Below are 26,864 nucleotides of genomic sequence, written 5' to 3'. Positions count from 1 at the left end.
CTCAGACCATCGTGAGGCCGCCGCTGACCGAGAGCGTCTGCCCGGTCATGTAGGCGGCGTCGTCGGACGCGAGGAAGGCCACCACGCCGGCTATCTCGTCCGGCCGGGCGACGCGGCGCAGGGGGATCGCCCGCACGGTCGCGTCGTACATCTTCCGGCTGTACTCGGCGACCTGCCCGAGCAGCGCGGTGTCGGTCGGGCCCGGACAGACGCTGTTCACGGTGATGCCGTGCCGGGCGACCTCGCGGGCGAGGGCCTTGCCGAAGGCGATGACCCCGCCCTTCGTGGCCGAGTACACGACCTCGCCGGAGGAGCCGACCCGGCCGGCGTCCGAGGCGACCAGGACGACCCGGCCGCCCCCGCGCTCGATCATCGGGTCGAGCACGGCCCGCGTCACCGTGATCGTGCCGCGCAGATTGACGGCGATGATCCGGTCCCAGGTGTCCTCACCGCTGTCGACGAACCGGCCGATCACGTCCACGGCGGCGTTGTTGACCAGGATGTCCACCGGGCCGAGCGCGGTGGTCACCTGCTCCACGGCCGAGCGCACCGCCGCGCTGCGGGAGATGTCCGCGCCGACACCCGCGGCGCGCACCCCGTACCGCTCCGTGAGCCGGGCGGCGACCTTGCCGGCGGCCTCCGGGTCCAGATCGCAGACGGCGACCGCGGCTCCCTGGGCGGCGAGCCGGTCGGCGATCGCCTCACCGATGCCGCGTCCCGCCCCGGTGACGAGTGCCACCTTGTCCCGTACGCTCACGCGCCCTCCCTCGCTCACCCGCCGATACAGCGCTATCATATAACTGTTTCAGCTAAATAAGCGAGATGCATGAGTGGAGTCGAGTATGCGCCGTACGATCTTCACCGAGGAGCACGAGCAGTTCCGGGAGACCGCGCGCTCCTACTACCTGCGCGAATGCGCCCCGTATGCCGACCAGTGGGAACGTGACGGCCAGGTGGGCCGGGCCGCGTGGACGGCCGCGGGCAAGGCCGGTCTCATCGGCTGGGAGTTCCCCGAGGAGTACGGCGGGCAGGGCATCAGGGACTTCCGCTACAACGCGATCATGGCGGAGGAGATGGCGGCCACGGGCGCGGTCGGCATCGGGCTGGGGCTGCAGAACGACGTCATCCCGCCGTACCTGACGCGCCTCACCACTCCGGAGCAGAAGGCGCGCTGGCTCCCCGGAGTGATCAGCGGTGAGACGATCTGCGCCCTCGCGCTGTCCGAGCCGTCCGCCGGCTCCGACCTGGGAGCCCTGCGCACCACCGCCCGCCGGGACGGCGACGAGTGGGTGATCGACGGGTCGAAGACCTTCATCACCAACGGCATCCTCGCCGACCTGGTGGTCGTCGCCTGCAAGACCGACCCGGCCGCCGGGCACAAGGGCATCAGTCTGATCGTCGTCGAGCGGGGCGCCGAGGGCTTCGAGCGCGGCCGCAAGCTCGACAAGGTCGGGATGAAGGCCCAGGACACCGCCGAGCTCTTCTTCCGCGAGGTCCGCGTACCCGCCGAGAACCTCATCGGGCAGGAGGGTCGCGGCTTCTACCACATGATGGGCAACCTCCCCACCGAGCGGCTCGCCATCGCCGTCTCCTCGCTGGCGGCCGCCGAACGGGCGTGCGCGCTGGCGCTGGAGTACGCCAGAACCCGTACCGCGTTCGGCAGGCCGATCGGCGAGTTCCAGGCCAACAGGTTCGCCCTGGCCGACATGAAGGCGAGACTGAGCGCGGCCCGGGTCTATGTCGACGGCTGCATCATGGCGCTGGTCGAGGGGGAGCTGACCGCGGAGGAGGCCGCCGCCGCCAAGTACTGGACCTCCGAGAACGCCTGGCAGGTCATCGACCGCTGCCTGCAGCTCTTCGGCGGCTACGGCTATGTCAACGAGTACGAGATCGCCCGGATCTGGCGGGACAGCCGGGTGCAGCGGGTGTTCGGCGGCACCTCGGAGATCATGCAGGAGATCGTCGGGCGGTCGCTGGGGCTGTAGTCCGTCCACGACCCGGCCGGTCCACGCCCGGCCCGTCGGTCCGGTCAGTCCGTGCCGGCCCGTCCATGGCCTGGCTCATCTATTGACTACCTCGGTTCAATAGGTTAACTATTTAACGTGCCCCTCCGAAGCCTTGGAGCCAAGAGCATGCATCCCGCCCGTCGCCTGACGTTCGGCGACATCATCCGTGAGCACCGGAGGTCCTACCCGGACGGCGTCGCCCTCGTCGACGGCGCAGTCCGGTTGACCTGGCCGCAGTTGGACGAGCGCACCAACCGGCTCGCCCACGCCCTGACGGACGCGGGCGTCGGCCCCGGCGACCGGATCCTGTGGCTGGGGCAGAACTCCTTCCGGATCTGGGAGCTGCTCGGCGCCGCGGCCAAGGTCGGAGCCATGGTCTGCCCCGGCTACTGGCGCTGGGCCGTCCCCGAGATGGCGTTCGCGATCGAGGACTTCGCCCCCCGCGTGGTGGTCTGGCAGGAAGAGGAGATCGGCGACACGGTCCGCAAGGCCCGCGCCGAACTCGGCAGCGACCACAGGGCGTTGTGGCTGCGGCACGACGCCGAGGGCTCGGACTCCTATGAGTCGTTCCTGGCCTCCGGCTCGCCCGGGGACCCGGCCGCCGACGTCGACCCCGACTCCGCCCTCCTGGTCATCTACACGGCGGCGATCAGCGGCCGGCAGTCCGGTTCGATGCTCTCGCACCGCAACCTGCTCACGATGGGCGCGAGCGCCGCCTGGATGGGCGACATCGGCCGGGAGACCGCCTTCCTGGGCGCGGGACCGATGTTCCACATCGGCAACTACCAGTTCTGGGGCGTCCCCGTCTTCGTCCACGGCGGAAAGAACGTCGTCGTCCGCCGGGTGGTCGCCGAGGAACTGCTGCCGCTGCTGGCGGGCGAGCGGTGCACCCACGCCTACCTGATGCCGCCGACCATCGCGCAGCTGGTCGCGCTGAACCGCGAGGCCGGACACGACCTCTCTCACCTGCGCGCCGGCGTCGCCGCGACGCTGTGGCAGGGCACCGTCCCCACCGACGAGAGCCGCTTCACCCGCAACGGCGGCGGCGAGGGCCGCGGCTACGGCCAGACCGAGGTCACCGGATTCGCGGTCACCGGCGCCCACGGCGGCTCGGGCACCGGCAACGCGGGACGCCCCGGGCCCTTCGCCGCGGTACGCATCCTCGACGAAGCGGGGAAGGAACGCGGCGTCGGCGAGGCCGGCGAGATCTGCGTCCGCGGCGACCTCGTCCACCTCGGCTACTGGAACCGGCCCGAGATCAACGAGCGGCGCTTCCGGTTCGGCTGGTGGCACACCACCGACCTCGGCCGGCGCGAACCGGACGGCACGATCAGCTTCCTCGGCACCACGACCCGCATGCTGAAGTCGGCGGCCGAGAACATCTTCCCGGCCGAGGTCGAGAACTGCATCGAGGCACACCCCGCGGTGAAGGAGGCGGCGGTGATCGGCGTGCCCAACGAGCGGTGGGCGCAGGACGTCAAGGCCGTCGTCGTGCTCCACCCGGACGCCGCGCCGGTCACCGCCGAGGAGGTCATCGAGCACTGCCGGGCCCGGATCGCCTCGTACAAGAAGCCGAAGACGGTCGAGTTCGTCGACGCGCTGCCGCGGACGAAGGACTTCGGCAAGGACTACGACGCCCTCGACGAGCGCTTCGGCGGGGGCGGCTACCCGGGCGGCGACCAGCTCGGCGCCGGACGGTGAGCCCCGTGGACGGCCGGCGGCCCGTCGTCGTCGGCGTGTACGCCACCGAGCAGGCACTCTCCCTCCCCGACCGCGACGCCATGGACCTCGCCCTCGAAGCGGTGCGCGGTGCCGTCGAGGACGCCGGGCTCACCCCCGCGGACGTCGACGGCGCCCAGGCCGACTGGCCCGGCCCGGGCGGCGTACCCGGCGAGGGCAGCTCCTGGGCTCGCATGTTCGGCCGCGATCTGCGCTGGACCAGCGACTCCATGCTCGACAACGCGGGCTCGCGCGGCCTGCTGAAGGCGGCCGCGGCGGTCCGGGCCGGATTCGCCGACACCGTCGTCGTCGGCGGCTGCAAACTGGTCTCGCGCGGGACGGGGCCCGTCGGGGCCGGGGTTCCGCTGGAGTTCGCCGACGTCTGGGGCAGCTATGTCGTCGCCCAGTTCGCGCTGGTCGCGGCCCGGCACATGCACGAGTACGGCACGACCTCCCGCCAGCTCGCGGAGGTCGCGGCGACCATCCGCAACAACGGCACCACCAACCCGGAGGCGATGATGTACGGCCGCGGGCCGTACACGGCCGACGACGTGCTCGCCTCCCGCATGGTGGCCACGCCCTTCCACCTGCTGGACTGCTGCATCGTCGGCGAGGGCGGCGCCGCGCTCGTGGTGACCACCGCCGAACGCGCCCGCGACCTGCCCCACCCGCCCGTCGCCGTGCTCGGCGGCGCCATGGAGTACCACCAGGCCGCCTACGCCAACCCGGCGCTGTACCGGGAGGTGGGACAGCTCGGCCGGGACGCCGCGGCCCGTGCCTACGCCATGGCCGGTATCGGCCCGCACGACGTGGACGTCTTCTCCCTCTACGACCCCAACTCCTTCGAGGTCGTACGGCAGTTGGAGGCGTTGGGTGTGTGCGGGGAGGGCGAGGGCGGTCCGCTGGCCGCCTCCGGCGCCATCGCCGTGGAGGGAAAGCATCCGGTCAACCCGGACGGCGGCTGTCTGGCCTACGCGTGGAACGGCACCCAGCAGATGACCCTCAAAGTCGTCGAAGCCGTACGGCAGTTGCGCGGCACCGCGGTCCACCAGGTGGACGGCGCGGAGCTGGCGGTTGTCGGCAACGCCGGTTCGGGCGCGCAGCACTACGAGATGAGCGTGCTCGGGAGGATGCGATGACCGGCAGACCCGTACCCCGCCCCACCGCCCTGTCGGAGCCGTTCTGGGCGGCGGCCCGGCGCGGCGACCTCGTCGTCCCGCACTGCGCCTCCTGCGGGCTGCGCTTCTTCGTCCCCGAACCCGCCTGCCCGGGATGCATGTCCCGGAACTGGCGGTACGCGCCCAGCGCCGGACGGGGCACCGTCTACTCGGTGACCGTCGTCCACCGGGCGCCCGGCCCGGGCTTCGACACCCCCTTCGCCCTCGCCGTGATCGACCTCGACGACGGAGGCACCCTGCTCTCCCATGTCGACGCCGGCGATCCGGACCTCGTCAGGATCGGACTGAGGGTGCGGGTCGACTTCCGGACGCTGACCGGTGAGATCACCCTGCCGTACTTCGTACCGGACACAAGAGACTGAGGGCGGAGGTGGGCGCCGTGGCGAACACACCGGTACGGGTCCCCAAGATGGCCGAGCTGGTGGCGGCCCGGCTGCGCCGCATGATCGTGCGCGGCGAACTTGCCGAGGGCGACGCGCTGCCGTCCGAGACGGCGCTCATGGAGGAGTTCGCCGTCTCCCGGCCGACCCTGCGCGAGGCGTTCCGGGTGCTGGAGTCCGAGGCGCTGATCAGCGTGCGCCGGGGTGCCCGGGGCGGGGCGCGGGTGCAGATCCCGGAGGGCACGGTGGCGGCCCGCTACGCGGCCGTGGTGCTGGAGTACCGGCACACGACCCTCAAGGACGTCTACGACGCCCGTACGGTGATCGAGGCGCCCTGCGCCGGCCTGCTGGCCGAGCGGCGCACCGACGAGGACCTGCGGCGGCTGCGGGCCGCCGTCGCCGAGGCCGAGGGGCTCATGGACGACCCGTCGGCCTTCATCCGCGCCCACATGGAGTTCCACGCCCTCGTCGTCGAACTGGCCGGCAACCAGACGCTCAGTGTCGTCAACGGGATGGTCCGGCACATCATCGACCAGGCCAACTGGTCCCACGTCGACCTCGACGCGGGCAGTCCCGAGAACATCCGCGCCAACCGCCGGGGTTTCCGCGCCCATGTCGCCCTCGTCGCCCTGGTGGCCGCCCGCCGAGCCGAGGACGCCGAGGAACTGTGGCGGATCCACCTGCAGGAGGCCGAGGACTATCTGCTGCAGAGCAGGTCCATGACGACGGTCCTGGACCTGCTCGGCTGACCTGCCGTCAACTGCCGTGCAGCTCCTGCACGATGGGCTCCCACACCGACGCGCCGATCTCATAGGCGGTGTAGAAGGAGACCCGGTCGACCAGTGCGCCGTACCGTCGCCGGATCTCGGCCGCCACCCGGTCCGGCTCCGCCACCACCGCGAAGGTGTGCAGGACCTCGTCGTCGACGAGCCCGGTCATCGCCTCCCACCTGTCCTCGCGACGGGACGTCGACAACGTGTGCAGCTCGTCGCCGAGCGCCCCCCAGCCGTGCAGTTCCAGGACACCGCGGTAGGCGGGCGTGCTGCCGTAGAAGGCGATCTGCTGCCGGGTGCCGTCGATCGCGCGGGCCATTTCCTCCTCGGTGCGGCCGGTCGCGGTCAGCAGCAGGTGGGAGACCGAGAAGCCGGGTCGCGTGCGGCCCGACTTCACGAGGCCGGCCTCGACGGTCGGCAGGGTGACCTCCCGCAGATACCGCTCGGTGGTGAAGCCGTGCGCGAGCAGCCCGTCCGCCACCTCGCCCGCCACCCGGGTCATCGCCTCCCCGACGGCGGCCACGAACACCTTCGGCGCCCCACCGGTCGCGGGCGGCGGGGAGAAGAAGGGGGACATCAGCGTGTGCGAGTAGAAGTCCCCGCGGAAGTCGAGCCGTTCGCCCTCGTTCCAGGCGGCCCAGATGGCACGCAGCGCGCTTACGTACTCCCGCATCCGGGCCGCCGGCCGGCTCCAGGGCATGTCGAAGCGCCGCTCGATGTGCGGCTTGATCTGACTGCCCAGACCGAGGGAGAAGCGCCCGCCGGAGTAGGTCTGCAGGTCATGGGCGGTGTACGCCAGTTGCATGGGGGAGCGGGCGAAGGCGACCGCGATGGCCGTGCCGACCTCCAGCCGCTCGGTGTGCTCGGCCGCGAGCAGCAGCGGCAGGAACGGGTCGTGCTTGGACTCCGAGGCCCACAGGCCGTCGTAACCCGCCTTCTCGTGGTGCCGGGCCTCCTCGGCCACTTCGGCGGTGCCCCACACGCTGAGCTTGCCGTCGACCTTCATGCCGCTCCTCCGACCGTAACCGTGTCGATGTGCCGTGCGAGCAGCTCGCGGTGGTACGCGGAGTCGCCGAACAGCAGCTGTGATGTCTTCGCCCGCTTCAGATACAGATGGGCCGGGTGTTCCCAGGTGAAGCCGATGCCGCCGTGCACCTGGATGTTCTGGCTCGTGGCCCGGAGACAGGTGTCGGAGCAGAACGCCTTCGCCAGGCTCGCCACGGCCGGCAGTTCCGCGCTGTCGGCCTCGGCGGCGAGGAGCGCGTAGTGCGCGGCCGCCCGTGCCGACTCCACTTCGAGGAGCACGTCGGCGAGGAGGTGCTTGACGGCCTGGAAGGAACCGATGGGCCGCCCGAACTGGTGGCGCACCTTGGCGTACTCCACCGCCGTCTCCAGCGCCCGCGAGGCCACCCCCACCTGTTCGGCGGCCAGCGCCACCGCGACCCGGTCCAGCACCTGCGCCACCAGCTCCCAGCCGTCGCCGTGCGTGCGCAGCCGCTGCGCCGGTACGTCGTGGTAGTCGAGGCGGGCCTGGCGGCGGGTCGGGTCGAGCGTGGGCAGGGGAGTGCGGGTCAGCCCCGGTGCGTCGCCTTCGACCAGGAACACGCCGATGCCGTCGGCCGCCCGGGCCACGGTGAGGACCACATCGGCCGCGGCCCCGTCGAGGACGAAGGTCTTGTGGCCGTCCAGCAGCCAAGTGCCCTCGGTCTCACGGGCGTCGAGCGCCACTCCGGCGGCGTCCCAGCGGGCGGAGTCCTCCGTCAGGGCCAGCGTGGCGACGAGTTCACCGGCGGCCAGGCCGGGCAGCAGCCGCCTGCGGGCCTCCTCGTCGGCGGACCGCAGCAGGGCCGTCGTGGCCAGCACCGCCGAGGACAGGAACGGCGCGCACAGCAGAGCGCGGCCCGTCTCCTCCATGACCGCGCCCACCTCGACCGGCCCGCAGCCCGCGCCGCCGTACTCCTCGGGCACGGCCAGCCCCTGGAGGCCGAGTTCGGTGCCCATCCGGCGCCACAGCGCCCGGTCGAACCCCTCCGGCGTCTCCATCAGCCGCCGCACCTCGGTCTCGGGCGAGGTGTCCGCGAGGAACGCCCGTACCGTGCGCCGCAGTTCCTCCTGCTCCTCGCTGAACGCGAAGTCCATGCCTGTGCTCCTCTCCGGTTCAGCGACGGCCGCGCGCGGCGAGGATCCGCTCCACGGCGGCGGCGTGGTCCGCGGACCGCATGGTGTCCCGCTCGGCGAGCAGGGCCGGCTCCATCACGGTCTCCAGTGCCTGTTCCAGATGCCGGTTCACCGCCCGTTTGGTCTCGCGCAGCGCCTGCGCGGGCTGGGCGGCCAGCCGTCCGGCCAGCTCCATGGCCTCGGCCCGCAGCTTGTCCCTCGGTACGGCACGGGTGGCGAGGCCCAGCCGGACCGCGTCCTCGGCGGCCACCCGGTCGCCGAGGAACAGCAGCTCCTTCGCGCGGGTCGCGCCGACGAGCAGCGGCAGCAGATAGGCGCCGCCGTCGCCCGCGACCAGTCCGACCTGCACATGCGGGTCGGCCAGATAGGCCTCTTCGGCGATCAGCACCAGGTCGCTGAGCAGGGCGAGGCTGCATCCGAGGCCGACCGCCGGTCCGTTGACCGCCGCGACGACGGGCAGCGGGCAGCGGAGCATGCCGACGATGATCCTTCGGGCCTCGTCGACCTGCTGCTCCCGGAACGCCTCGTCGCGCTGGACCCGGGTCATGACCTCGAGGTTGCCCCCGGCGCTGAACGCCCGGCCGCGCCCGGTGAGCACGATCGCGCCCGCCTCGGGGTCGGCGGCCAGCTCGTCCCAGACCGAGGCGAGCCGGGTGTGCAGCTCCTCGCTCATCGCGTTGAGCTGCTCCGGCCGGTTGAGTTCCACCAGCCTGACCCGCCCGACCGCCGTCACCACCAGATCCGTCATCTCCACCGCCGTGTGCCTCCAGTGAGAACAGACCCTCTAATGAGTAAGTAGAGTTGAATGGTATAACTAATTCAGCTCAGCTGGGAACCGGGTCGCCGGACCGGCGGCCGGCGAGAGGACGCGCATGCAGTACGAGACCGTACGGGCCGAGACGGCGGACCGGATCCTCACCGTCACCCTGGACCGGCCCGAGAAGCTGAACGCCTTCAACCCGCGGATGATGCAGGACCTGCTCGACGTCCTGGACGCGGCCGACGCCGACGACCGGGTGCGGGTGATCGTGGTGACCGGCGCCGGACGCGGCTTCTGCGCCGGCGCCGACGTCAGCTCGGGCGGCTCCTCCTTCGACCACCGCAGGGCGGGCGCCTGGCACCGGGACACCGGCGGGCGGGTCGCGCTGCGGATCTTCTCCAGCACCAAGCCGGTCATCGCGGCCGTCAACGGCCCGGCGGCCGGCGTCGGGGCCAGCATGACCCTGCCCATGGACATCCGGCTGGCGTCGACCTCGGCCAGGTTCGGCTTCGTCTTCGCGCGCCGCGGCATCGTGCCGGAGTCGGCGGCGAGTTGGTTCCTGCCGCGGGCCGTGGGCATGCAGCGGGCCATGGAGTGGGTGGCCACCGGCCGTGTCTTCGGCCCCGGCGAGGCGCTGGCGGCCGGCCTGGTCCGCTCCGTCCACCCGCCCGAGGAACTGCTGCCGGCCGCGTACGCGCTCGCCCGGGAGATCGCCGAGAACACCTCGGCGGTCTCGGTCGCCCTGTCCCGCCAGATGATGTGGCGGATGCTCGGCGAACCCCACCCCATGACGGCACACCGGCTTGACTCGCGCGTCATGAGCCAGATCGGCGGCGGACCCGACCCCGTGGAGGGTGTCGAGTCATTCCTCGCCAAGCGGCCGCCGAAGTTCCCGGGCCGGGTCAGCGCCGACATGCCGCCCGTCTACCCATGGTGGCGGGACGACGAGTTCCGGCCGATCGACGAGTGACACGAACGCCCTGACCATGAGATCTGCCCGAAACATTGTCGTGGTTTCGGTGAGGTGTTAGCGTCCGGGGCGCGCCATTCAGCTGAATGCGTTAACCATTCATCGCTTGGACGGTCATCATGGGCGATGGTCTGCTTCAAGAGTTCCTGACCGGTGTCGACTGGGGCGTCGCCACCGCGGACACCCTCGCCGCCCCGCCGCCGCCCCCGCTGGAGCGGAGCGGCCACTTCCGGCAGTGGACCGACGACATCCGCCGGGTGGTCGGCGTCGTCCCGGACACGCACCGGATGGTCGCGGGCTGGCCGCTGCTCCAGCCCGACGGCCCCGGCAGCTGGAACCGGGCGGCACTGGACCGCTGTGACCGCGCCCTGGACGCACTGCTGGCCCGCGGCACCCGCCCCGGTCTCACGCTCGTGCACCAGGCGCTGCCGCCCTGGCTGGACGACTCCGGCGGCTGGCTCGCCCGCGGCGCCGCCGAGCACTTCGCCGGATACGCCGCCGAGCTGGGCCGCCGCTTCGGCGACCGGGTGGAGCGCTGGATCACCTCCACCGACCTGGCGAGCCCCACTCTGGCCGACCATGTGGCCGGACTGTATCCGCCGAGTCGCGGCATCGGCCGGGCCGGGCTGCGCTCCGTCCACCACATCCTGCTCGGCAACGGCCTCGCCCTCCAGGCGCTTCGGGCCGCCGGCGCGCACGGCCGGCTCGGCACCACGGTCACCCTCGTCGGCGGCTACGCCGCCACCGACGACCCTTTCGACCGGCTCGCCGTGGAGCGGCTGGAGAACTGGACCAACCGGATCTTCCTCGACCCGATGCTGCTCGGCACCCACATGGTGACCGAGGACGACGTCTCCCCCGTGGAGGCCACCGGCTGCGTCCACCCCGGCGACCTGGAGACCATCGCCACCGCGCAGGACGTGCTGGGCCTGTCCTGGCACACCCCGTTCCGGGTGACCGCCCCGGAGAACCTGCCCCGCGCCCTGCCGGCCGGGAAGTGCCCGGGCACGCTGAACGAGGTCAACCGCCTGCTGGCGGGCCTCGGCTTCGCGATCATCCCGTTCGACGACGTCGAGACCACGGCGTACGGCTGGCCCATCCTCCCCGAGGGTCTCGCCGACGCCGTCGCCGGACTCCATGACCTCTACGGCGACCTGCTGCCGCCGCTGTCCGTCGTCGACAACGGCATGGGCGACCTCGACCTGGTCGACGACAAGGGCCGCGCCGACGACGCCCGGCGCAGGTCCCTGCTGCGCGCCCGGCTGTCCTGGCTGGCCCGGGTCGTGGACCGGGGCGTGGACGTGTGCGGCTACGAGTACTGGTCGGTGCTGGACAACCTGGAGGCGAAGTTCCGCTACACCCGGCTGTACGCGATGGCCGTCCCGGACCATGAGCCGCCGCCGCGCCCCGAGATGCCGTCCGACTGGGTGCACGGCGGGGCTTTCGCCCCCGACACACCGGCACCCGCTGCCACCCCGGCACCGGGCCTGACCTTGGTGCCGAGCCCTCTCCGCTCCTAGAAAGTGCGGTGGGCCCGGCTATTGACCGGTCAATTGGGTGATTGTACGGTCGTCATGTGACCGTGCCGCTTTACGTACAGATCAGGCGAGAGATCGAAGCGAGGATCCGGGCCGGGGACCTGCCCTCCGGCGCGCGGCTGCCGACCGAGAAGGAACTCTCCACCCGGTACGGCGTCAGCCGTGCCACGGCCCAACGGGTCCTCAATGACCTGGCGGAGGCGGGACTGGCGATCCGCCGGCGACGCCACGGAACGTTTGTCGCGGACGTGACGAGGCAGATCAATCTGCTCAACTTCGTCACCCCGGCGGCAGCCGCGAAGGGTGTCCCCGGCAGACACGAAGTCGTCTCCGCGCGGATCGTCAGGGCCGCCGACGCCGTCCTGGCGCTCCCCGGTTGCCCGGCCGACACGGCCGTGGTGGAACTGGTCCGCCGCAAGCTCGACCTGCGCGAGGAGCCGCAGTCCGTCGAGCGGCACGTCGTTCTCTTCGCGGTCGCCCCCGACCTGCTGAACGAGAACCTCGAAGACGTCGTCACCCTGCCGTACCTCCAGCGCAGAGGAGTACCGATCGACGCGATCCGGGTCTACCTCGACCCGGTGATCCTCGATGAGCGCGACGCAGGATTCCTCAACAGCGAGATCGGAACGCCTGCGCTGATGAGGCGCAGGGAGTTGCGTGCCGACGACGGAAGCACCGTCGAGGTGGTCACGACCCTTGTCCGTCCGGGAACCGCCGAGTTCTTCCTGGAGCTTCCCGTCCCGGCCATGTGAGCAGCGTGTCGCTGCCGGAAAGGACGTGCGCACAATGAAGGTCGTCATCATCGGGGCCGGCGTGCTGGGCGTGAGCGTCGCGAGGCAGCTCGCCATCGCCGGCGAAGACGTTCTCCTGCTCGATCAACGGGGGGTCGGCACCGGTACGACCGCGACCACCTTCGCCTGGACCAACTCCAGCCGGAAGCCCGACCCCGACTACCACCGGCTGAACCTCGCGGGGATGGAGGAGCACGGCAGGCTCGCCGGGCAATTACGCGGCGAGCCGTCGTACTTCCCCAGCGGAGCGCTGCAGTGGGCGGACGCGGCGAACGAGCAGCGGCTCGCCGGCAACGTGGAACGACTGCAGTCCCTCGGCTACCCCGCCCACTGGGTCACGCCCGACGAAGCGACGCGGATCGCGGGCGACCTCCGGATTCCGGCGACCATCACGTCCATCGCCCACTTCCCGGGCGAGGGATACGTTCTGCCGGAACTCTTCGTGGGCAACCTGCTGGCGGACGCCGAGCGGCATGGAGCCGACTGGGCGATCGGCGAGGTCGTGGCCATCGACGACAGGCCTGACGGGGTGTCCGTCACCCTGGCCGGAGGCGAGGTCCGCAGGGGCGATCGAGTCGTCCTGGCGGCAGGCCGCTGGACGGAACGGCTCGCCGCCCGGGCAGGGATCGACGTTCCCATGGTGACGGAAGCCGGTCGCGGAGCGCAGGCCGTCGGTCTGCTCGGGTACGCCAGGTCACCGGAACTGGACCTGCGCTGTGTGATCCACAGCCCCGGCCTCAATCTCCGCCCCGCGGCCGGTGGGCACACCGTCCTGCAGGCTCTCGATCTGAACGCCGACGTCGATCCGGAAGACCCTCCGTCCGCGGACGGGGACATCGCGAACACCCTCGCCCGGCGGTTCTCCGCACTGCTGCCCGACCCGAGCCGGGCACCGACGATCGACCTGCGCGTCGGCATCCGGTCACTGCCCGCGGACGGCCACACCGTCGCCGGCTATGCCTCGACACACTCCCGCGTGTACTGCCTCGTCTCGCACAGCGGGGTCACTCTGGCGCCGATTCTGGGACGCCTGGCCGCGGCCGAGATCACCACCGATCGGGAAGAGGCACTCTTGCGGGCCTTCCGGCCCACCCGATTCGCCGGCGTACGGCGCTCGGACACCGAGGTGGATCAACACGCCACCGGTCTGGGTGAGCAGTAGCCGGCGGCCCCGCTGCGATTCCGGGACAGCTTTCAACCGCGGTCGGCCTCGTAGTCCCTGCCCCGGATCAGCCGTACCGGCGTATAGACGAGCACGTCCTCGTCCCGTTGGTTGCGTACGGTGATCCGGCTGGTGACCACGCCCCGGCCCGGCTTGCCGGAGGGACGGCAGCCGGTGGTCTCCACGACGGCGTACAGCGTGTCGCCGACGTACACCGGACCCCGCACGGTGAGTTCCATGTGCAGGAAGGCCAGACCGGTCCCGTGCAGCACGTTCGTCTGGAGTACGAGTCCCTCGGCGAGGCAGTAGGTGAGCCCTCCGGGGACGAGCCGCCCCGTGTATCCGCCCTCCGCGGCGTGCGAGGCGTCCCAGAAGAGGGGCTCGGTGAAGCCGCCCCAGGTGACGAAGTTGACCAGGTCGGTCTCGGTGACGGTCCGCCGGGCGGTCCGGAAGACCTGCCCGACCGGCATCTCCTCGTAGGTGAGTCCCCTGACCAGCGGGGGGATTTCGGTCGAAGTCGGTTCCATGGCGCGTCCTCTTCCGCAGGGATCACAGGCTCCACGGGCTTCACAGGTCGATCGGGTGCTTGGCGCCCACGCCCTCGAAGTCCGGTGTGCGCTTCTCGCGGTGCGCGGTCAGTCCCTCGGCCACCTCGTGGCCGCCGAACCCGAAGAACTCCAGACCCAGTGAGGCCTCGAAGATCGGCTGCGCGGTGCGGTACCAGTGGTTGAGGGACCGCTTGGTCCAGCTGATCGCGCTCGCGGGGCCGGCGGCCAGGGCCGTCGCCACCCGCAGGCCCTCGGCGTGCACGTCCGCGTCGTCCACGCACTTCGACACCAGCCCGATCCGTTCGGCCTCCTCGCCGGTGAGCGGTTCGCAGGTCAGCAGGTAGTACTTGGCCTTGGCCATGCCGCACAGCAGCGGCCAGCAGATGGCCGCGTGATCCCCGGCCGCGACCCCGAGGCGGGTGTGCCCGTCGACGATCTTCGCGGTACGGGCGGCGATCGAGACGTCCGCGAGCAGGCCGATGACCAGTCCCGCGCCGACCGCCGGGCCGTGGATCGCGGAGACCACCGGCTTGGAGCAGTTCATCACGCCGTAGACCATCTCCCTCGCCTCCCGCATCACCCGGGCGCGCACCGTGTACTCCTCGGTCATGGCCTCGATGGAGTCGAAGGTCCCGCCCGCCGAGAACGCCCGGCCTGCCCCCTGCACCAGCACCGCGCGGGTCTGCTCGTCCCGGTCGACGACCGGCCAGATGCCGGCCAGTTCGCCGTGCGTCCGCGGGTCCACGGCGTTGAGGTGCGGGGCGTCGAGCACGATGCGGAGCACACCGGGTGCGGGCCGCTCGAAGGGCAGGCTCGTGAACTGCTCGTAGAGATCGGTCACGTCACGCTCCTGGTGTATTCAGTGTGGATACTATAATTATCTAACTGTATCGAGGAGGGAGCGGCAAGATGGATCTCACCTTCAGCGAGGAACAGGACGAACTGCGCAAGGTCGTACGGTCCTTCCTCGCCAAGTACTCCGGCGAGGCGGACGTGCGCCGCCTCGCAGCCGACCCCCGGGGCCACGACCTCACCGTCTGGCAGCGGATGGCCGGCGAACTCGGCCTGCAGGGACTCGCCGTCCCGGAGGAGTACGGCGGCTCCGGTTTCGGGTACGTCGACCTCGGCGTCGTCTTCGAGGAGGCGGGCCGCGCGCTGCTGTGCGCCCCGTACTTCGCCACCGTGGCCCTGGCCGCCGAGGCCCTCCTGCGCTGTGACGACGAACAGGCCAGGCATGATCTGCTGCCGGGCATCGCCGCAGGCGGGACGGTGGCCACCCTGGCGCTCACCGAGGCCGCGGGCCGCTGGGACGAGCCGGGCATCCGGCTCACCGCCCGCGAGACGGCCGCCGGCTGGCGGCTCACCGGCGTCAAGACCTACGTCCCCGACGGCCAGGTCGCCGACCTGCTCCTCGTCGCCGCCCGCACCCCCGCCGGCATCAGCCTCCTCGCGGTCGACGCGGGCGCACCCGGCCTGGTCCGCACCTCCCTGCCCACCCTCGACCAGACCCGCAGACAGGCCCGGCTCGACTTCACGGACACCCCCGCCCGCCTGCTCGGCACCGAGGGCACCGCCTGGCCCGTGCTCGAACGCGCCCTCGCCACCGCCGCCGTCCTGCTCGCCGCCGAACAGGTCGGGGGAGCGGCCGCCGCGCTGGACGCCGCCGTGGAGTACGCCGGGATCCGGGTGCAGTACGGGCGGCCCATCGGCTCCTTCCAGGGGATCAAGCACAAGTGCGCCGACATGCTGGTCGAGATCGAGTCCGCCCGCTCGGCCGCCTACGCGGGACTGTGGGCGCTGGACGCCGGCGACGAGAGGGAGACCGCCCTCGCCGCGGCCCTGGCCCAGGTCCACTGCTCGGAGGTGTTCACCCGGGTCGCCGGCGACAACATCCAGGTCCACGGCGGGATCGGCTTCACCTGGGAGCATCCCGCGCACCTCTACTTCAAGCGGGCCAAGAGCTCCGAGATCCTGCTCGGCACCCCCGCGTACCACCGGGAACTGCTCGCCGCCCGGCTCGGCATCTGACGGAAAGCAACGGAACGCAAAGGAGCCGGCATGGAGTTGGACTTCGGGCCCGCCGTACGCGACTTCCGCGACGAACTGCGGGACTGGCTCGCGGACCACCTGGTGGGGGAGTTCGCCGCGCACCGGGGCGTGGGCGGCCCCACCGACGGAGCGGCCTGGGAGGTCCGCCTCGCCTGGGACCGCGAACTGTCCGCCGGCCGCTGGCTGGGCGTCGGCTGGCCCGGCGAGTACGGCGGACGCGGCCTCGGACTCCTCGAGGAGATCGTCTTCGAGTACGAGTACGCCCGTGCGGACGCCCCCTACCGGGCCACGGTCAACGCGCTCGACCTGCTCGGCCCGATGCTCCTGAAAGTGGGCAGCGAGCCTCAGCGGAAACGCTTCCTGCCGCCGATCCTCGCCGTCGAGGAACTGTGGGGCCAGGGCTTCAGCGAACCCGGCGCGGGCTCCGACCTGGCGTCGGTGCGCACCCGGGCGGAGCGTGACGGCGGGCAGTGGGTGGTCGACGGCCAGAAGGTGTGGACGTCCTTCGGCACACACGCCGACTGGCTCTACGTCCTCGCCCGCACCGACCCGGACTCCCGGCGCCACAAGGGCCTGACCATGCTGCTGCTGCCCACCGACCAGCCCGGCGTGGACATCCGCCCCATCCGCAACCTCGCAGGACAGGACGAGTTCGCCGAGGTCTTCCTCTCCGGCGCCCGCACCGAAGCCGACCTGGTCGTGGGCGAGGTCGGCGAGGGCTGGCGCACGGCGATGGCCACCCTCGGCATCGAACGCGGCACCACCCTGCTGCCGCAGCAGCTCACCTTCGAGCGGGAGGCACAGGCGCTTCTCGACCTGGCCCGGGAGCGGGGCGCGCTCGACGACCCGATGCTGCGCAGCCGGATCGTCGACGCCTGGATCTCCGTACGCATCATGCGCACCACCAACCTCCGCACCCTCGCCGAACTCACCGCGGGCCGCACCCCGGGCGCGCAGGCCACCACCGCCAAGCTGTACGCCTCGACACGCCACCAGCAACTCGGCCGGCTCGCCATGGAGCTCGCCGGGCCCGCCGGGCAGATCGTCGGCGAGGACTACGGCCTGGACACCCGCCAGCGCTCCTTCCTGCTCTCCCTCGCGGAGACGATCTACGGAGGGTCGAGCGAGATCCAGCGGAACATCATCGGGGAGCAGCTCCTCGGTCTGCCGAAGGAGCCCCGGCCATGACCTCGATCGAGGACCGCCTGGACCGCGTCGAGTCGCAGCTGGCCGTCCAGCAGCTGCCCGTCCGCTACGCGCTCGCCGTGGACGCCCGCGACCTCGATGCCTGGGTGGGCTGCTTCCGGCCCGACGTGCAGCTGGGACGGTACGGCCGGGGGCGGGCGGCGCTGCGGTCGTACATCGAGCCCCTGGTCCGGGGCTTCGGCCGCTCCGTCCACCAGATCTGCGGCCACCGCGTCGAGTTCACCGGCCGGGACACCGCCACCGGCTCCGTCTACTGCCGGGCCGAGCACGAGGTGGGGGAGCGGTGGATCGTCATGGCCATCCGCTATCTCGACGACTACGCGCGCGTCGACGGCGAGTGGTACTTCTCCCGGCGCCGTGAACAGCACTGGTACGCCGCCGATGTGACCGAGCGGCCCCAGGCGGTGGGATTCCGCGGCTGGAAGGGGGCCGGCGAACCGGCGCTGCCGGAGGCTTTCGCCTCCTGGGCGCCCTTCTGGAAGGAGACGCGATGACACGCTTGTCCGGCAGAACGGCACTGGTCACCGGGGCGGGGCAGGGTGTGGGCCGCGGCATCGCGCTCGCGCTGGCGGCCCAGGGGGCGGCCGTGGTGATCACCGGCCGTACCGGGAGCAAGCTCGAGGACACCGCCGGTGCGATCGGCGAGCGCGGCGGGCGGGTGCACAGCGTGGTCGGGGACGTGGGCGAGCGCGCGGACGCCGAGCGCATGGTGGCCGAGACGGTGGGGGTGTTCGGCCGGCTCGACGTGCTGGTCAACAACGCGCAGAGCTCCGTGCAGCGCCGGCTGGAGCAGACGACGTACGACGACGTCGAACTCACCTATCGGAGCGGGCCGTTGGCCGCGTTCCACACCATGCGGGCTGCCCTGCCCCATCTCAAGGCGAGCCGCGGCAGCGTGGTGAACCTCGGGTCCTCGGCCGCCGTGCAGGGCGAGGCGACCTTCGCGGCGTACGCGATGGCCAAGGAGGCGATCCGGGGGCTGAGCCGGGTGGCCGCGCGGGAGTGGGGCGCGTACGGGATCCGGGTCAACGTGGTCTGCCCGGCCGCGCTGAGTCCGGCCGCGGAGGCGTACTTCGCCGATCACCCCGACCGGGCCGAGCAGGTGCTCGCCGGCATCCCGCTGGGCCGGATGGGCGATCCGGAGGCGGACATCGGCCGGGCGGTGGCCGCCCTCGTCAGCGACGACATGTCCTATCTGACCGGGGCGACGCTGATGCTGGAGGGCGGACGGACCCTGCTCGGCTGACGTCAGACGACCCCCCGGGCACGCAGCTCGGCCAGCCGATGATCCGTCACTCCCGCGAGTTCGGCGAGGACTTCGGCCGTGTGCTCGCCCAGCGCGGGGGGCGGGGCGTACCCGTCGACGGGGGTCGCGGAGAGCCGGATGGGGTTGGCGAGCAGCGGCAGCCCCCCGGCCTCGGCCAGCATCTCCCGGTGCCGGATCTGCGGGTCGGCGAACACCTCGGGCATCTCGTTGTACGGGCCCGCGGGCACGCCGTGCCGGTCGAGCAGGTCCAGCCACTCGTCCCGGGGCCGGGTGCGCAGCACCGCCTCGAGGACCGGCAGGATCTCCTCGCGGTGGACGATCCGGGCCGAGGTCGTGGCGAACCGCTCGTCCTGGAGGAGATCGGTGCGGTCGGCCGCCGCGCAGAACGCGGCGAACTGCCTGTCGTTGCCGGCCACCATGAAGAGCGGCCGGTCCGCGCACATGAAGGCCTGGGAGGGGATCCCGCCGTACCCACCGTTCCCGCGCCGCGCCGGCACCTCCCCGGAGACCAGGTAGTTCATCGCGAAGTGCGACAGCGAGGCCAGGCCGCAGTCCAGCAGCGACAGGTCGATGAACTGGCCCTCGCCGGTGGCGTCCCGGTGCCGCAGCGCCGCGAGGACGGCCGTGGAGGCGTACAGCCCCGTGAGGATGTCGACCATGCTGACCCCGACCTTCATCGGTTCCTCGGGGTGCCCGGAGACGCTCATCATCCCGGACATGGCCTGGAAGACGCCGTCGTATCCCGGCCGCCCCGCGTACGGCCCGGTCTGGCCGAAGCCCGTCACCGAGAGGTAGACCAGCCGTGGGTCGAGCTCCCGCAGGCTCTCCTGGCCGAGGCCGTACCTCGCGAGCGTGCCCGCGCGGAAGTTCTCCACGACGACGTCCGAGCGGGCGGCGAGGGCGCGGATCAGTTCCTGCCCCTCGGGGGTGGCGTGGTTGACGGTGACCGACCGCTTGTTGCGGTTGCAGGAGAGGAAGAAGGCCGCGGTGTCGGTTCCCGGGGCGAACGGCGGGCCGTAGGTCCGGGAGTCGTCGCCCGTTCCCGGCCGCTCCACCTTGATCACCTCGGCGCCCAGGTCGGCCAGCATCTGGGTGGCCAGCGGCGCCGCGAGGATGCGGGACAGATCGAGGACACGGATCCCGGCCAGGGCGGTCGACGGCATCTGGCTGCCTCCTTCTGCTGACTTTCGACTGAATGAGTTAGATAAATATACTTCTGAAGTCCCACTTTCGGTCCTATGATTGCTGCAACTAGCCAAATCATGTAACTATATTGGTCGGTCGACAGGCCGAGACCGGAGGGCGTGCTGATGACCGTCGCGGCGAGGACCCTCACCGACCAGGAGCAGCGCGAACACCGTGCGTGGTTCCGGGCCCGCTGGGAACGCGGAGTCGCTTTCAACCGCCTCTGCCGGATCCGGGTGACCCGCTGGGACCCGGACGGCGTCGAGATCGTACTGCCCTACGCCGAGTCCCTCTCCGCCCACGAGGACGTCTTCCACGGCGGGGTCGTCTCGGCCCTGATCGACACCGCCGGCGCCGGAGCCGTCATCGCCGGGCACGACTTCACCAACGGCAGCCGCCTGAGCACCGTGTCGCTGTCGGTGCAGTTCCTGGCACCCGCCCGGGGCGCGGAGGCCGTCGCCCACGCGCGCTGTGTCCGGCGCGGCCGCCGGGTGCACTTCGCCGACGTCGACGTGCTCACCGAGGGCCGGGTCTGCGCGCGGGGGCAGGTGGTGGTGACCATCTCGGGGGAGCGGCCGGGCATCGGTGACCCCATCGAACCGCTGACTGCCGAACCGCTGACACAGGAGTGACGTGATGTCCGAGGAACCCGGCCAGGACGACCTGGTGCTGTACGAGGTCGACGAGGAGGGTGTCGCCACCGTCACCCTCAACCGGCCCGAGCGCAGCAACGCCTGGAGCATCCCCATGGAGCGCCGCTTCTTCGCCCTCCTGGACGAGGCCGCCCACGACCCGGCCGTCCGCGTCGTGATCGTCACGGGCGCGGGCAGGGCCTTCTGCCCGGGCATGGACGTCCAGCGCCTGGAGCAGAACTCCCGGCCGGGCCGGTCCCTCGACCTCCAGGCCCGCGTCCCCATGTACAGCAGGCGGAACCTGCCGAAGCCGCTGATCGCCGCGGTCAACGGCGCCTGCGCCGGCATCGGCCTGGTCCAGGCCCTCATCTGCGACATCCGCTTCGCCGCCCGCGGAGCCCGCTTCACCACCGCCTTCACCCGGCGCGGCCTGGCCGGCGAGTACAACCTGCCGTACGTGCTGCCCCGTGTCATCGGCCTGGAGAACGCGCTCGACCTGCTGCTGTCCGGCCGGGTCTTCGACGCCGACGAGGCGAAGGACCTCGGCCTCGTCAGCCGCGTGGTGGAACCGGGGGACCTGCTCGACGCCGCCCGCGCCTACGCCCGGGACATCGCCCGCAACTGTTCCCCGCGTGCCATGGCCGTCGTCCGCCACCAGGTCTACGCAGACCTGGACCGCCCCTTCACCGACGCCCTCGCCCGCTCCTACTCCGCCATGGAGTTCTTCGCCGGTTCCCCGGACTTCCGGGAGGGCGTGGCGAGCTTCGTGGAGAAACGGGAGCCGAAGTTCGAGGGCCTGCCGCCGGACTTCGACCCCGAGGACGCCACCCGCGGCGCGTTCCTGCCGTACTGACCGAGGAGAGACCGCACATGTCAGGTCAGCCGTTCCCCGTCGAGGCCGGGCACATCATGATGTTCGCCCGGGCCATCGGTGACGAGAACCCCGCCTACGGGGGCGAGGCCGCGCTCGCCCCGCCCACCTTCACCATGGCGAGCGCCCACTACGACCCGGAGTACCACCTGCGGCCCAGGCCGGACGAGGAGTGGTTCGGATCCGGGGGCGGGCCCGGGGCGATGGCCGAGGGCGGCGGCGGACTCCACGCCGAACAGCACTTCGAGTACCACCGCCCGGTCCGGGCAGGCGAGACCCTCTACGCGCACACCGTCGAAGGGCGCAGCTGGGAGAAGCAGGGCCGTACCGGCCGGCTGCTGTTCAGCGAGCGCGTCACCGAGTACCTGGACGCGGACGGCGAACCGGTCGTCAGCGCCGTCACCGTGGCCGTCGTCCCCGAGGGCCCCGCGACCCCGAAGGACGCCCGATGAGCCTGAGCACCGCCGACATCAAGGTCGGCGAGACCCGCGAGAGCGTACTCGTCGGCGATCTGAAGCGCACCCGGATCGTCCAGTACGCGGGCGCCTCCGGCGACTTCAACCCCCTGCACACCGACGAGCGGTTCGCCGTCGAGGCCGCCGGATATCCCGGGGTGTTCGCGCACGGGATGCTCACGATGGGCATGACCGGCCGGGTGCTCACGGACTGGGTCGGGGCCGGGGCGCTGCTGCGCTACGGCGTCCGCTTCAAGGCCCAGGTCTGGCCCGGCGACACACTGACCGCCACGGCCACCGTCGAGTCGGTCGAGGACACACCCGCCGGTCCTGTCGCCCACTTCCACGTCCGTACGGTCAACCAGGACGGCGTCGAGGTGGTCACCGGTACCGCGGCGGCCCGCCTGGAGGCCTGAGCCGATGACCGAGGCGGACGGGGCGACCTGGACCGCGATGGTGGCCGCCGCCCAGGACCACTCCCGCCCGGCCGTCCGGTTCGGCGACCTGACCTGGAGCGGGCGCGAGCTCCTCGGCCGGGCGGGCGGCGCGGCCGACTGGCTGGACACACTCGGTCTGGAGCCCGGCGCACCCGTGCCCGCCCTCGTGGCCACCTCCGCCGACGCGCTCGCCCTGGTGATCGGCGGAGCCGGCGCCGGCCACCCCCTCGCGCCGCTCGGCGTCCGGATGACCGCGTACGAGATCGCCGCCGTGGTCGGGAACATCCCCGGCCGAGTGCTCCTCGCACAGCCGGAGTTCGCCGGCCTCGGCGGGCAGGTCGCCGGGCTGTCCGGAAGGCGGCTCCATGTCGTGCCCGAACTGGACGACAGCATGAGGGCGTTGACCGCGAGACCGGACGAACTCGCGGCCGTCCTGCACACGTCGGGGACGACGGGCCTGCCCAAACCCGTGACGCTGACCCAGCACCGCCTGGCCGCCCGGGCCCGTGTCAACGGACGGCTGTGCGACCTCGGACCCGACGGCTTCTACGGTGGCAGCGCCCCCTTCCACCACATCGCGGGCCTCGGCAACATCGCCGTCGCCCTCGCCGCCGGCGCGCTGGTCACCGGCCTGCCCCGCTTCACCGTGGCGGGCTGGTCCCTGCTGCGGGACCTCGGCACCACCCACACGAGCATGGTCCCGGCGATGCTGGAGACCCTGCTGACCGCCGGAGAGGCACGGCACGAGCGGCTGCGGGTCCTCCAGTACGGCGGCGCGCCCGTGCGCCCCGGCACCCTGCGGCGGACGTACGAGGCGATGCCCGGCGTCCGCATGCTCAACATGTTCGGCCAGACCGAGGGCTCGCCGATCAGCGTGCTGACCCCGGAGGACCACCGGGAGGCGGTCTCGGGCCGCACCGAGCTCCTGCGTTCGGTGGGGCGCCCCGCCCCCGGGGTCGAACTCAGGGTCGACGGCGCCGGTCCTGACGGTGTCGGCGAGATCCACGCCCGCGCCGCCCATTTCTTCCGGATCGACGCCGAGGGCTGGCTGCACAGCGGCGACCTGGGCCGAGTGGCGGAGGACGGCTATCTCTACCTCCTCGGCCGGCGCGGCGACATGATCATCCGCGGCGGCGAGAACGTCCATCCGCTGGAGGTCGAGACCGTGCTCGCGGCGCACCCCGGCGTCGCGGACGCGGCGGTCGTCGGCGTGCCCGACGAACGGCTCGGCCAGACCGTCGTGGCTTTCGTCGTACCCGCAGACCCCGATGTCCCGCCGGATCCGGCGGGACTCAGGAAACACACCCGCGCCCGGCTGTCCGGGTTCAAGGTCCCCGTCCGCTGGTGGTTCGTGCCCGACCTGCCGCGCAACGCCAACGGCAAGGTACTTCGGCGTCGTCTGCGGGAGCCGTACGCAGGAGGAACAAGTGCCTGACCATGTCGACGAAGTCGACCCGGAGCGGCTCGACACGCTGCTGAGCCGGATCCGCCGGGCGGTCGAGCAGGGCCCCCTGCCCTCCGCCCAGGTCGCAGTCGCCCGCGGCGGCCGGCTGGTGGCCTTCGAGACCTACGGCGACGCCCACCCCGGCACCCGGTACGTCCTGCAGTCCGTCGGACGGTCGGTCGTCGCGGGCGTGGTGTGGAAGCTGATCGGCGACGGACTCCTGGACGTGGGCGAGCAGGTGGCCTCGATCATCCCGGAGTTCGCGCCGAACGGGAAGGAGACGGTGACCGTCGAGCAGGTGCTCACGCACACCGCCGGCTTTCCCTTCGCCCCGCTCGGCCACCCGAAGACCCTGGACCGCGAGCAGCGGCTCGCCGCCTTCGGGCGCTGGCGGCTGGACTACCCGCCGGGCAGCCGCTTCCAGTTCCACCTCACCTCGGCCGCCTGGCTGATCGCCGAGATAGTCGAGCGGCGCACCGGCCTCGCCTTCGCCGACCATCTGCGCGAGCGGATCACCGGGCCGCTCGGCCTGACCTCGCTCCAGCTAGGCGTCCCGGTGGACGAACAGCCCGGCACCGTCGCCCCGATGCTCGCCACCGACCGCACCGACGACGGCCAGGAGCCGGATCCCTGGGGGCCGTGGTACCTGTCCGACCCGAAGGTCCTGGCGGCCGGCGAGCCCAGCCACGCCCTCGTCGCCACGGCCGCCGACGTCGCCCTCTACTTCCAGGCGCTGGAGCATTCGGGGCTGTGGAAGCCGGAGGCGGTCGCGGAGGGCACCCGGATCCGGCTGACGGAGCACCCGTACGGGGAGCGGATCTACGGGGGCGGCGGAGACCGCCGTACCAGCATGGGGCTGTTCGTCACCGTGGCCGGACCGGACGCCGGCAGCAACCTGCCGTCCACCGGCTCGCCCGCCCTCTTCGGCAGCGCCGGTGCCGCCTACCAACTGGGCTTCATGGACCCGGAGTCCGGCCTGTCCTTCGCCTGCCTCAGCAACGGCTATCCACTCGCCGGCTACGACCACACTCCGCAAGGCACCGCGCTGATCACCGACATCGCGAACCTGGCGGCGGGCCTGGTCTGATCGACCGGGCCCGCCGCCAGGCGGGGGAGTTGTGACGCTCAGCGGCTGACGAGCCGCTGGGCGTTGTGGTACATGATGTCGTCCTGGGCGGACTCGTCGAGCTCCGCGATGAGCTTGCGGAAGTCGGCCGGGGCGGCGAGGCCCTCCGCGTGCGGGAAGTCGGAGCCCATGACGATGGACTCGTGGTGGCCGAGACGCTTGACGACGCCCACGATGTCGTCCTCGGGGTAGGGCACCACGCGGACGTGCTTGCGGAAGATCTGGCTGGGACGCTCGTCCAACTGCCCGCCGATCCAGGGGCCGTTGCGGCCCATGCCGCGGCTCTTGTCCATGTGACGGACGAAGTGCGGCACCCACTCGGAGCCGAACTCGGACACCAGCACGTTGATGTCGGGGAAACGGCCGAAGAGGTTGTCGAAGATCAGCGCCGACAGCGTCTCCTCGATGGGGCGCTGGCCGTAGGTGTTCTGCCACTGCCAGGCCGACATCCGGAAGTGGATGGGGCTCGGGTCGTAGCCCCAGGCGGGCGCCACCTGCGAGTTGTAGTAGAACTCGCTGATGTGGTAACAGACGCTCGCCCTGGCCTCGTTGACGAGTTTCCAGAACGGGTCGAAGTACGGGTCGCCCGGCGAGCGGCCGTACATGGGGCCGGTGGGCAGCAGGATGAAGCGGGCGCCCTGGTTCAGGACGTACTCGAGTTCCTTGACCGCGCTGGGCAGGTCGCGCAGGGACAGCAGCGCCGGGGCGTAGATGCGGCCCTGGTGGTCGAAGCCCCAGACCTCGTTCATGTAGCGGTTGAACGAGTGGTAGTTGGCGTAGAGCGGCTCGACCCCGCTCACGTACTCCTCGGCGACCAGCGCCCAGCCGCCCGGGTACATGATCGTCTGGTCGAGTCCCTGCTCGTCCATGATCCGCAGCCGGGCCTCGCGGTTCTGGTACGCCTCGTGCATCGGCTCGAACTGGTAGGTCTCCTCGGGATTGCCCGAGGCCATCGCCTTGAGCATCTCCTTCAGCGAGCCGGGTCGGTAGACCTGTCCGAACTCCGGTTCCAGGCAGACGACGATCCGGTCGCCGGCGAGGATCACCTCCCGCCCGTCCGGCAGGGTCACCGGTGCGACAGCCGCACCGAGGAACTCCTTCGGAAGGTAGCGGGTGAAGGAGTCCCGCTCCTCGTACATGTGCTGGTCGCAGTCGAAGATGCGCCCTCGCTGTTCGGCCATGGCCGTCGCCTCCGGACCCCAGAGCTATTCAGTACGCCTCCTATAATTATCTAACTGTTTATCGCGCGCAAGGGGCCGGGGTGGACGGAGGTGTGGAGGGGGCGTGTCCGCTCAGTCGATGAGCTCGAGCACCGTCTTGGGTCCGGCGGAGTTCACCACGTCGTCGGCGCTGGAGATGTGCCGCTGCCACAGCTTCTCCGCCTCGTCGGCCTTGCCGGACTCGATCAGGCCGACCAGCCGGACGTGCGCCCGGTGTCCCTTGAGGGCCTGGGCCTGCTGGGTCTCGGTGTCGGTGGCGGCGGCGGTGTACGAGGCGTTGGCGCGGTCGATGATGTTGCGCAGCATGCCGCACAGCAGGATCAGTGTCTGGTTGCCGGTGAGCTCGACCAGCAGGGCGTGGAAGGCGTCCTGTGCGTCGACCAGGGCGAGCGGGTCGTCGAGGGCGGCCTTCTCCGCGGCCACCGCGTCGCGCAGCCGCTTGATGTCGTCCGCCGTGTGCTTCGCGGCGAGCTGGCGGGCGCAGGGCGGCTCGATGACGGCCGCCGCGCGGTAGATGTCGCCCAGGGTGGCGCCGCGGTACTCCAGGATCAGGCCGGCGAAGCGGGCGGCGACGTCCGAGTCCGGCGCGCTCACCCGGGCGCCGCCGTGGGCGCCGCGCCGCACGCTGATCAAGGACTCCGACTCCAGTACCCGGAACGCCTCGCGCAGGGTCGGCCGCGAGATGCCGAACTGCTCCATCAGGCCCGACTCCGGCGGCAGCGCGTCGCCGGGCTTCAGCTCACCCCGGACGATCTGCCGGCGCAGGTGTGCGGCGACCAGTTCGGCGGTCTTCGGCACCCGCACCTGTCGTCCGACGCGGCTGCGGGAGGGGGCGGGTACGGCCGCCGGTCGTGCTGCTGCGCGGGCTGCCTCGGCCACGGTGGGCCCTCCTTGGGTAGCAAACCTTATATAGCAAAATGAATCTTCTTAGTGCATCGAGCGTACCAGGTCAAGGGAAGGATGGATCTT

Annotated in this window: 28 protein-coding genes; 19 read left to right on the top strand and 9 right to left on the bottom strand. The window is 71.6% G+C overall.

Annotated elements, in window-relative coordinates; all coding sequences use genetic code 11:
• Position 1: 1 nt before the first annotated feature.
• On the bottom strand, positions 2-757 hold the full coding sequence (locus ABT057_RS03020) for an SDR family NAD(P)-dependent oxidoreductase (RefSeq protein ID WP_352340655.1): 756 nt from the start codon (positions 755-757) through the stop codon (positions 2-4).
• A gap of 85 nt (positions 758-842) precedes the next feature.
• On the opposite strand from ABT057_RS03020, the gene ABT057_RS03015 reads away from it, so the two are divergent.
• The 5 genes from ABT057_RS03015 to ABT057_RS02995 all read left to right on the top strand — a co-directional run bounded on the left by ABT057_RS03015 (position 843) and on the right by ABT057_RS02995 (position 6,032).
• Positions 843-1,985: an acyl-CoA dehydrogenase family protein gene (locus tag ABT057_RS03015; RefSeq protein WP_352340654.1), complete on the top strand. Its 1,143-nt coding sequence runs from the start codon at positions 843-845 to the stop codon at positions 1,983-1,985.
• Positions 1,986-2,132: 147 nt separating this feature from the next.
• Positions 2,133-3,707, top strand: coding sequence for an AMP-binding protein (locus tag ABT057_RS03010; RefSeq protein WP_352340653.1), 1,575 nt, complete (start codon positions 2,133-2,135; stop codon positions 3,705-3,707).
• A 5-nt stretch (positions 3,708-3,712) separates the two neighbouring features.
• Positions 3,713-4,864, top strand: coding sequence for a thiolase family protein (locus ABT057_RS03005; RefSeq protein ID WP_352340652.1), 1,152 nt, complete (start codon positions 3,713-3,715; stop codon positions 4,862-4,864).
• Positions 4,861-5,265: a Zn-ribbon domain-containing OB-fold protein gene (locus ABT057_RS03000; protein WP_352340651.1), complete on the top strand. Its 405-nt coding sequence runs from the start codon at positions 4,861-4,863 to the stop codon at positions 5,263-5,265. The genes ABT057_RS03005 and ABT057_RS03000 overlap by 4 nt, the downstream gene beginning before the upstream one ends.
• Before the next feature lie 17 nt (positions 5,266-5,282).
• Positions 5,283-6,032: a FadR/GntR family transcriptional regulator gene (locus ABT057_RS02995; RefSeq protein WP_352340650.1), complete on the top strand. Its 750-nt coding sequence runs from the start codon at positions 5,283-5,285 to the stop codon at positions 6,030-6,032.
• Positions 6,033-6,039: 7 nt separating this feature from the next.
• Here ABT057_RS02995 and ABT057_RS02990 read toward each other — a convergent pair whose 3' ends face one another.
• Genes ABT057_RS02990 through ABT057_RS02980 form a run of 3 tightly spaced genes read right to left on the bottom strand, consistent with a single transcriptional unit; the run spans position 6,040 to position 8,982 of the window.
• Positions 6,040-7,062, bottom strand: a complete 1,023-nt coding sequence (locus ABT057_RS02990; RefSeq protein WP_352340649.1) for an LLM class F420-dependent oxidoreductase — start codon at positions 7,060-7,062, stop codon at positions 6,040-6,042.
• Positions 7,059-8,195, bottom strand: a complete 1,137-nt coding sequence (locus ABT057_RS02985; RefSeq protein ID WP_352340648.1) for an acyl-CoA dehydrogenase family protein — start codon at positions 8,193-8,195, stop codon at positions 7,059-7,061. Before ABT057_RS02985 ends, ABT057_RS02990 begins: the two co-directional genes overlap by 4 nt.
• Before the next feature lie 19 nt (positions 8,196-8,214).
• Positions 8,215-8,982, bottom strand: coding sequence for an enoyl-CoA hydratase/isomerase family protein (locus ABT057_RS02980; RefSeq protein ID WP_352340965.1), 768 nt, complete (start codon positions 8,980-8,982; stop codon positions 8,215-8,217).
• 124 nt (positions 8,983-9,106) lie between these two features.
• Here ABT057_RS02980 and ABT057_RS02975 point away from each other — a divergent pair, with 124 nt between their 5' ends.
• The 4 genes from ABT057_RS02975 to ABT057_RS02960 all read left to right on the top strand — a co-directional run bounded on the left by ABT057_RS02975 (position 9,107) and on the right by ABT057_RS02960 (position 13,455).
• On the top strand, positions 9,107-9,964 hold the full coding sequence (locus ABT057_RS02975) for a crotonase/enoyl-CoA hydratase family protein (protein ID WP_352340647.1): 858 nt from the start codon (positions 9,107-9,109) through the stop codon (positions 9,962-9,964).
• Between the two features lie 119 nt (positions 9,965-10,083).
• Entirely contained in the window at positions 10,084-11,484 is a 1,401-nt protein-coding gene (locus ABT057_RS02970) for a family 1 glycosylhydrolase (RefSeq protein WP_352340646.1), read from the top strand.
• A gap of 56 nt (positions 11,485-11,540) precedes the next feature.
• Positions 11,541-12,254, top strand: coding sequence for a GntR family transcriptional regulator (locus ABT057_RS02965; RefSeq protein ID WP_352340645.1), 714 nt, complete (start codon positions 11,541-11,543; stop codon positions 12,252-12,254).
• 34 nt (positions 12,255-12,288) lie between these two features.
• Positions 12,289-13,455, top strand: a complete 1,167-nt coding sequence (locus ABT057_RS02960; RefSeq protein WP_352340644.1) for an NAD(P)/FAD-dependent oxidoreductase — start codon at positions 12,289-12,291, stop codon at positions 13,453-13,455.
• A 32-nt stretch (positions 13,456-13,487) separates the two neighbouring features.
• Here ABT057_RS02960 and ABT057_RS02955 read toward each other — a convergent pair whose 3' ends face one another.
• Together ABT057_RS02955 and ABT057_RS02950 are read right to left on the bottom strand one after the other, a co-directional pair.
• Positions 13,488-13,982 (bottom strand): MaoC family dehydratase, encoded by a 495-nt coding sequence (locus ABT057_RS02955; RefSeq protein ID WP_352340643.1) that lies wholly within the window; start codon positions 13,980-13,982, stop codon positions 13,488-13,490.
• A gap of 40 nt (positions 13,983-14,022) precedes the next feature.
• On the bottom strand, positions 14,023-14,844 hold the full coding sequence (locus tag ABT057_RS02950) for an enoyl-CoA hydratase/isomerase family protein (protein ID WP_352340642.1): 822 nt from the start codon (positions 14,842-14,844) through the stop codon (positions 14,023-14,025).
• 68 nt (positions 14,845-14,912) lie between these two features.
• Between ABT057_RS02950 and ABT057_RS02945 the strand changes: the two genes are divergently transcribed.
• The 4 genes from ABT057_RS02945 to ABT057_RS02930 are packed head-to-tail and all read left to right on the top strand — an operon-like array spanning position 14,913 to position 18,504.
• Positions 14,913-16,031 (top strand): acyl-CoA dehydrogenase family protein, encoded by a 1,119-nt coding sequence (locus tag ABT057_RS02945; RefSeq protein ID WP_352340641.1) that lies wholly within the window; start codon positions 14,913-14,915, stop codon positions 16,029-16,031.
• A gap of 30 nt (positions 16,032-16,061) precedes the next feature.
• Positions 16,062-17,240, top strand: a complete 1,179-nt coding sequence (locus ABT057_RS02940; RefSeq protein ID WP_352340640.1) for an acyl-CoA dehydrogenase family protein — start codon at positions 16,062-16,064, stop codon at positions 17,238-17,240.
• A complete protein-coding gene (locus tag ABT057_RS02935; RefSeq protein ID WP_352340639.1) occupies positions 17,237-17,752 on the top strand; it encodes a nuclear transport factor 2 family protein in 516 nt (171 codons plus the stop codon). The genes ABT057_RS02940 and ABT057_RS02935 overlap by 4 nt, the downstream gene beginning before the upstream one ends.
• Complete coding sequence (locus ABT057_RS02930; protein ID WP_352340638.1) at positions 17,749-18,504, top strand: SDR family NAD(P)-dependent oxidoreductase; 756 nt, start codon at positions 17,749-17,751, stop codon at positions 18,502-18,504. Before ABT057_RS02935 ends, ABT057_RS02930 begins: the two co-directional genes overlap by 4 nt.
• A gap of 2 nt (positions 18,505-18,506) precedes the next feature.
• On the opposite strand, the gene ABT057_RS02925 is transcribed toward ABT057_RS02930, so the two are convergent.
• Complete coding sequence (locus tag ABT057_RS02925) at positions 18,507-19,688, bottom strand: CaiB/BaiF CoA transferase family protein (protein WP_352340637.1); 1,182 nt, start codon at positions 19,686-19,688, stop codon at positions 18,507-18,509.
• Positions 19,689-19,835: 147 nt separating this feature from the next.
• Here ABT057_RS02925 and ABT057_RS02920 point away from each other — a divergent pair, with 147 nt between their 5' ends.
• Genes ABT057_RS02920 through ABT057_RS02895 form a run of 6 tightly spaced genes read left to right on the top strand, consistent with a single transcriptional unit; the run spans position 19,836 to position 24,636 of the window.
• Positions 19,836-20,342 carry a PaaI family thioesterase gene (locus tag ABT057_RS02920; protein WP_352340636.1) on the top strand — a complete coding sequence of 169 codons (507 nt, stop codon included), beginning with the start codon at positions 19,836-19,838 and terminating at the stop codon, positions 20,340-20,342.
• Positions 20,343-20,346: 4 nt separating this feature from the next.
• Complete coding sequence (locus tag ABT057_RS02915) at positions 20,347-21,195, top strand: enoyl-CoA hydratase-related protein (protein ID WP_352340635.1); 849 nt, start codon at positions 20,347-20,349, stop codon at positions 21,193-21,195.
• 17 nt (positions 21,196-21,212) lie between these two features.
• A complete protein-coding gene (locus ABT057_RS02910; protein WP_352340634.1) occupies positions 21,213-21,665 on the top strand; it encodes an FAS1-like dehydratase domain-containing protein in 453 nt (150 codons plus the stop codon).
• On the top strand, positions 21,662-22,084 hold the full coding sequence (locus ABT057_RS02905) for a MaoC family dehydratase (RefSeq protein WP_352340633.1): 423 nt from the start codon (positions 21,662-21,664) through the stop codon (positions 22,082-22,084). Before ABT057_RS02910 ends, ABT057_RS02905 begins: the two co-directional genes overlap by 4 nt.
• Before the next feature lie 4 nt (positions 22,085-22,088).
• Complete coding sequence (locus ABT057_RS02900; RefSeq protein ID WP_352340632.1) at positions 22,089-23,540, top strand: class I adenylate-forming enzyme family protein; 1,452 nt, start codon at positions 22,089-22,091, stop codon at positions 23,538-23,540.
• Complete coding sequence (locus tag ABT057_RS02895; protein WP_352340631.1) at positions 23,533-24,636, top strand: serine hydrolase domain-containing protein; 1,104 nt, start codon at positions 23,533-23,535, stop codon at positions 24,634-24,636. The genes ABT057_RS02900 and ABT057_RS02895 overlap by 8 nt, the downstream gene beginning before the upstream one ends.
• Before the next feature lie 38 nt (positions 24,637-24,674).
• Here ABT057_RS02895 and ABT057_RS02890 read toward each other — a convergent pair whose 3' ends face one another.
• A complete protein-coding gene (locus ABT057_RS02890; RefSeq protein WP_352340630.1) occupies positions 24,675-25,856 on the bottom strand; it encodes an amidohydrolase family protein in 1,182 nt (393 codons plus the stop codon).
• A 111-nt stretch (positions 25,857-25,967) separates the two neighbouring features.
• Entirely contained in the window at positions 25,968-26,774 is an 807-nt protein-coding gene (locus tag ABT057_RS02885; RefSeq protein ID WP_352340629.1) for a FadR/GntR family transcriptional regulator, read from the bottom strand.
• Positions 26,775-26,864 lie beyond the last annotated feature (90 nt).

This window comes from Streptomyces sp. NPDC002588 (genome assembly GCF_040295925.1).
Lineage (GTDB): Bacteria > Actinomycetota > Actinomycetes > Streptomycetales > Streptomycetaceae > Streptomyces.
The sequence above is the reverse complement of the archived record's forward strand: the minus strand, read 5'-3'. Positions and strand labels throughout refer to the sequence as shown.

What these genes read in the sequence shown, in the direction of transcription:
- ABT057_RS02930 (WP_352340638.1), top strand. Translation starts at nt 17,749, where the DNA reads ATGACACGCTTGTCCGGCAGAACGGCACTGGTCACCGGGGCGGGGCAG.
- ABT057_RS03010 (WP_352340653.1), top strand. Translation starts at nt 2,133, where the DNA reads ATGCATCCCGCCCGTCGCCTGACGTTCGGCGACATCATCCGTGAGCAC.
- ABT057_RS02905 (WP_352340633.1), top strand. Translation starts at nt 21,662, where the DNA reads ATGAGCCTGAGCACCGCCGACATCAAGGTCGGCGAGACCCGCGAGAGC.
- ABT057_RS02925 (WP_352340637.1), bottom strand. Translation starts at nt 19,688, where the DNA reads ATGCCGTCGACCGCCCTGGCCGGGATCCGTGTCCTCGATCTGTCCCGC.
- ABT057_RS02985 (WP_352340648.1), bottom strand. Translation starts at nt 8,195, where the DNA reads ATGGACTTCGCGTTCAGCGAGGAGCAGGAGGAACTGCGGCGCACGGTA.
- ABT057_RS02940 (WP_352340640.1), top strand. Translation starts at nt 16,062, where the DNA reads ATGGAGTTGGACTTCGGGCCCGCCGTACGCGACTTCCGCGACGAACTG.
- ABT057_RS02915 (WP_352340635.1), top strand. Translation starts at nt 20,347, where the DNA reads ATGTCCGAGGAACCCGGCCAGGACGACCTGGTGCTGTACGAGGTCGAC.
- ABT057_RS02970 (WP_352340646.1), top strand. Translation starts at nt 10,084, where the DNA reads ATGGGCGATGGTCTGCTTCAAGAGTTCCTGACCGGTGTCGACTGGGGC.
- ABT057_RS02935 (WP_352340639.1), top strand. Translation starts at nt 17,237, where the DNA reads ATGACCTCGATCGAGGACCGCCTGGACCGCGTCGAGTCGCAGCTGGCC.
- ABT057_RS03015 (WP_352340654.1), top strand. Translation starts at nt 843, where the DNA reads ATGCGCCGTACGATCTTCACCGAGGAGCACGAGCAGTTCCGGGAGACC.
- ABT057_RS02980 (WP_352340965.1), bottom strand. Translation starts at nt 8,982, where the DNA reads ATGACGGATCTGGTGGTGACGGCGGTCGGGCGGGTCAGGCTGGTGGAA.
- ABT057_RS02945 (WP_352340641.1), top strand. Translation starts at nt 14,913, where the DNA reads ATGGATCTCACCTTCAGCGAGGAACAGGACGAACTGCGCAAGGTCGTA.
- ABT057_RS02955 (WP_352340643.1), bottom strand. Translation starts at nt 13,982, where the DNA reads ATGGAACCGACTTCGACCGAAATCCCCCCGCTGGTCAGGGGACTCACC.
- ABT057_RS02890 (WP_352340630.1), bottom strand. Translation starts at nt 25,856, where the DNA reads ATGGCCGAACAGCGAGGGCGCATCTTCGACTGCGACCAGCACATGTAC.
- ABT057_RS02990 (WP_352340649.1), bottom strand. Translation starts at nt 7,062, where the DNA reads ATGAAGGTCGACGGCAAGCTCAGCGTGTGGGGCACCGCCGAAGTGGCC.
- ABT057_RS02975 (WP_352340647.1), top strand. Translation starts at nt 9,107, where the DNA reads ATGCAGTACGAGACCGTACGGGCCGAGACGGCGGACCGGATCCTCACC.
- ABT057_RS02920 (WP_352340636.1), top strand. Translation starts at nt 19,836, where the DNA reads ATGACCGTCGCGGCGAGGACCCTCACCGACCAGGAGCAGCGCGAACAC.
- ABT057_RS02900 (WP_352340632.1), top strand. Translation starts at nt 22,089, where the DNA reads ATGACCGAGGCGGACGGGGCGACCTGGACCGCGATGGTGGCCGCCGCC.
- ABT057_RS03000 (WP_352340651.1), top strand. Translation starts at nt 4,861, where the DNA reads ATGACCGGCAGACCCGTACCCCGCCCCACCGCCCTGTCGGAGCCGTTC.
- ABT057_RS02910 (WP_352340634.1), top strand. Translation starts at nt 21,213, where the DNA reads ATGTCAGGTCAGCCGTTCCCCGTCGAGGCCGGGCACATCATGATGTTC.
- ABT057_RS02960 (WP_352340644.1), top strand. Translation starts at nt 12,289, where the DNA reads ATGAAGGTCGTCATCATCGGGGCCGGCGTGCTGGGCGTGAGCGTCGCG.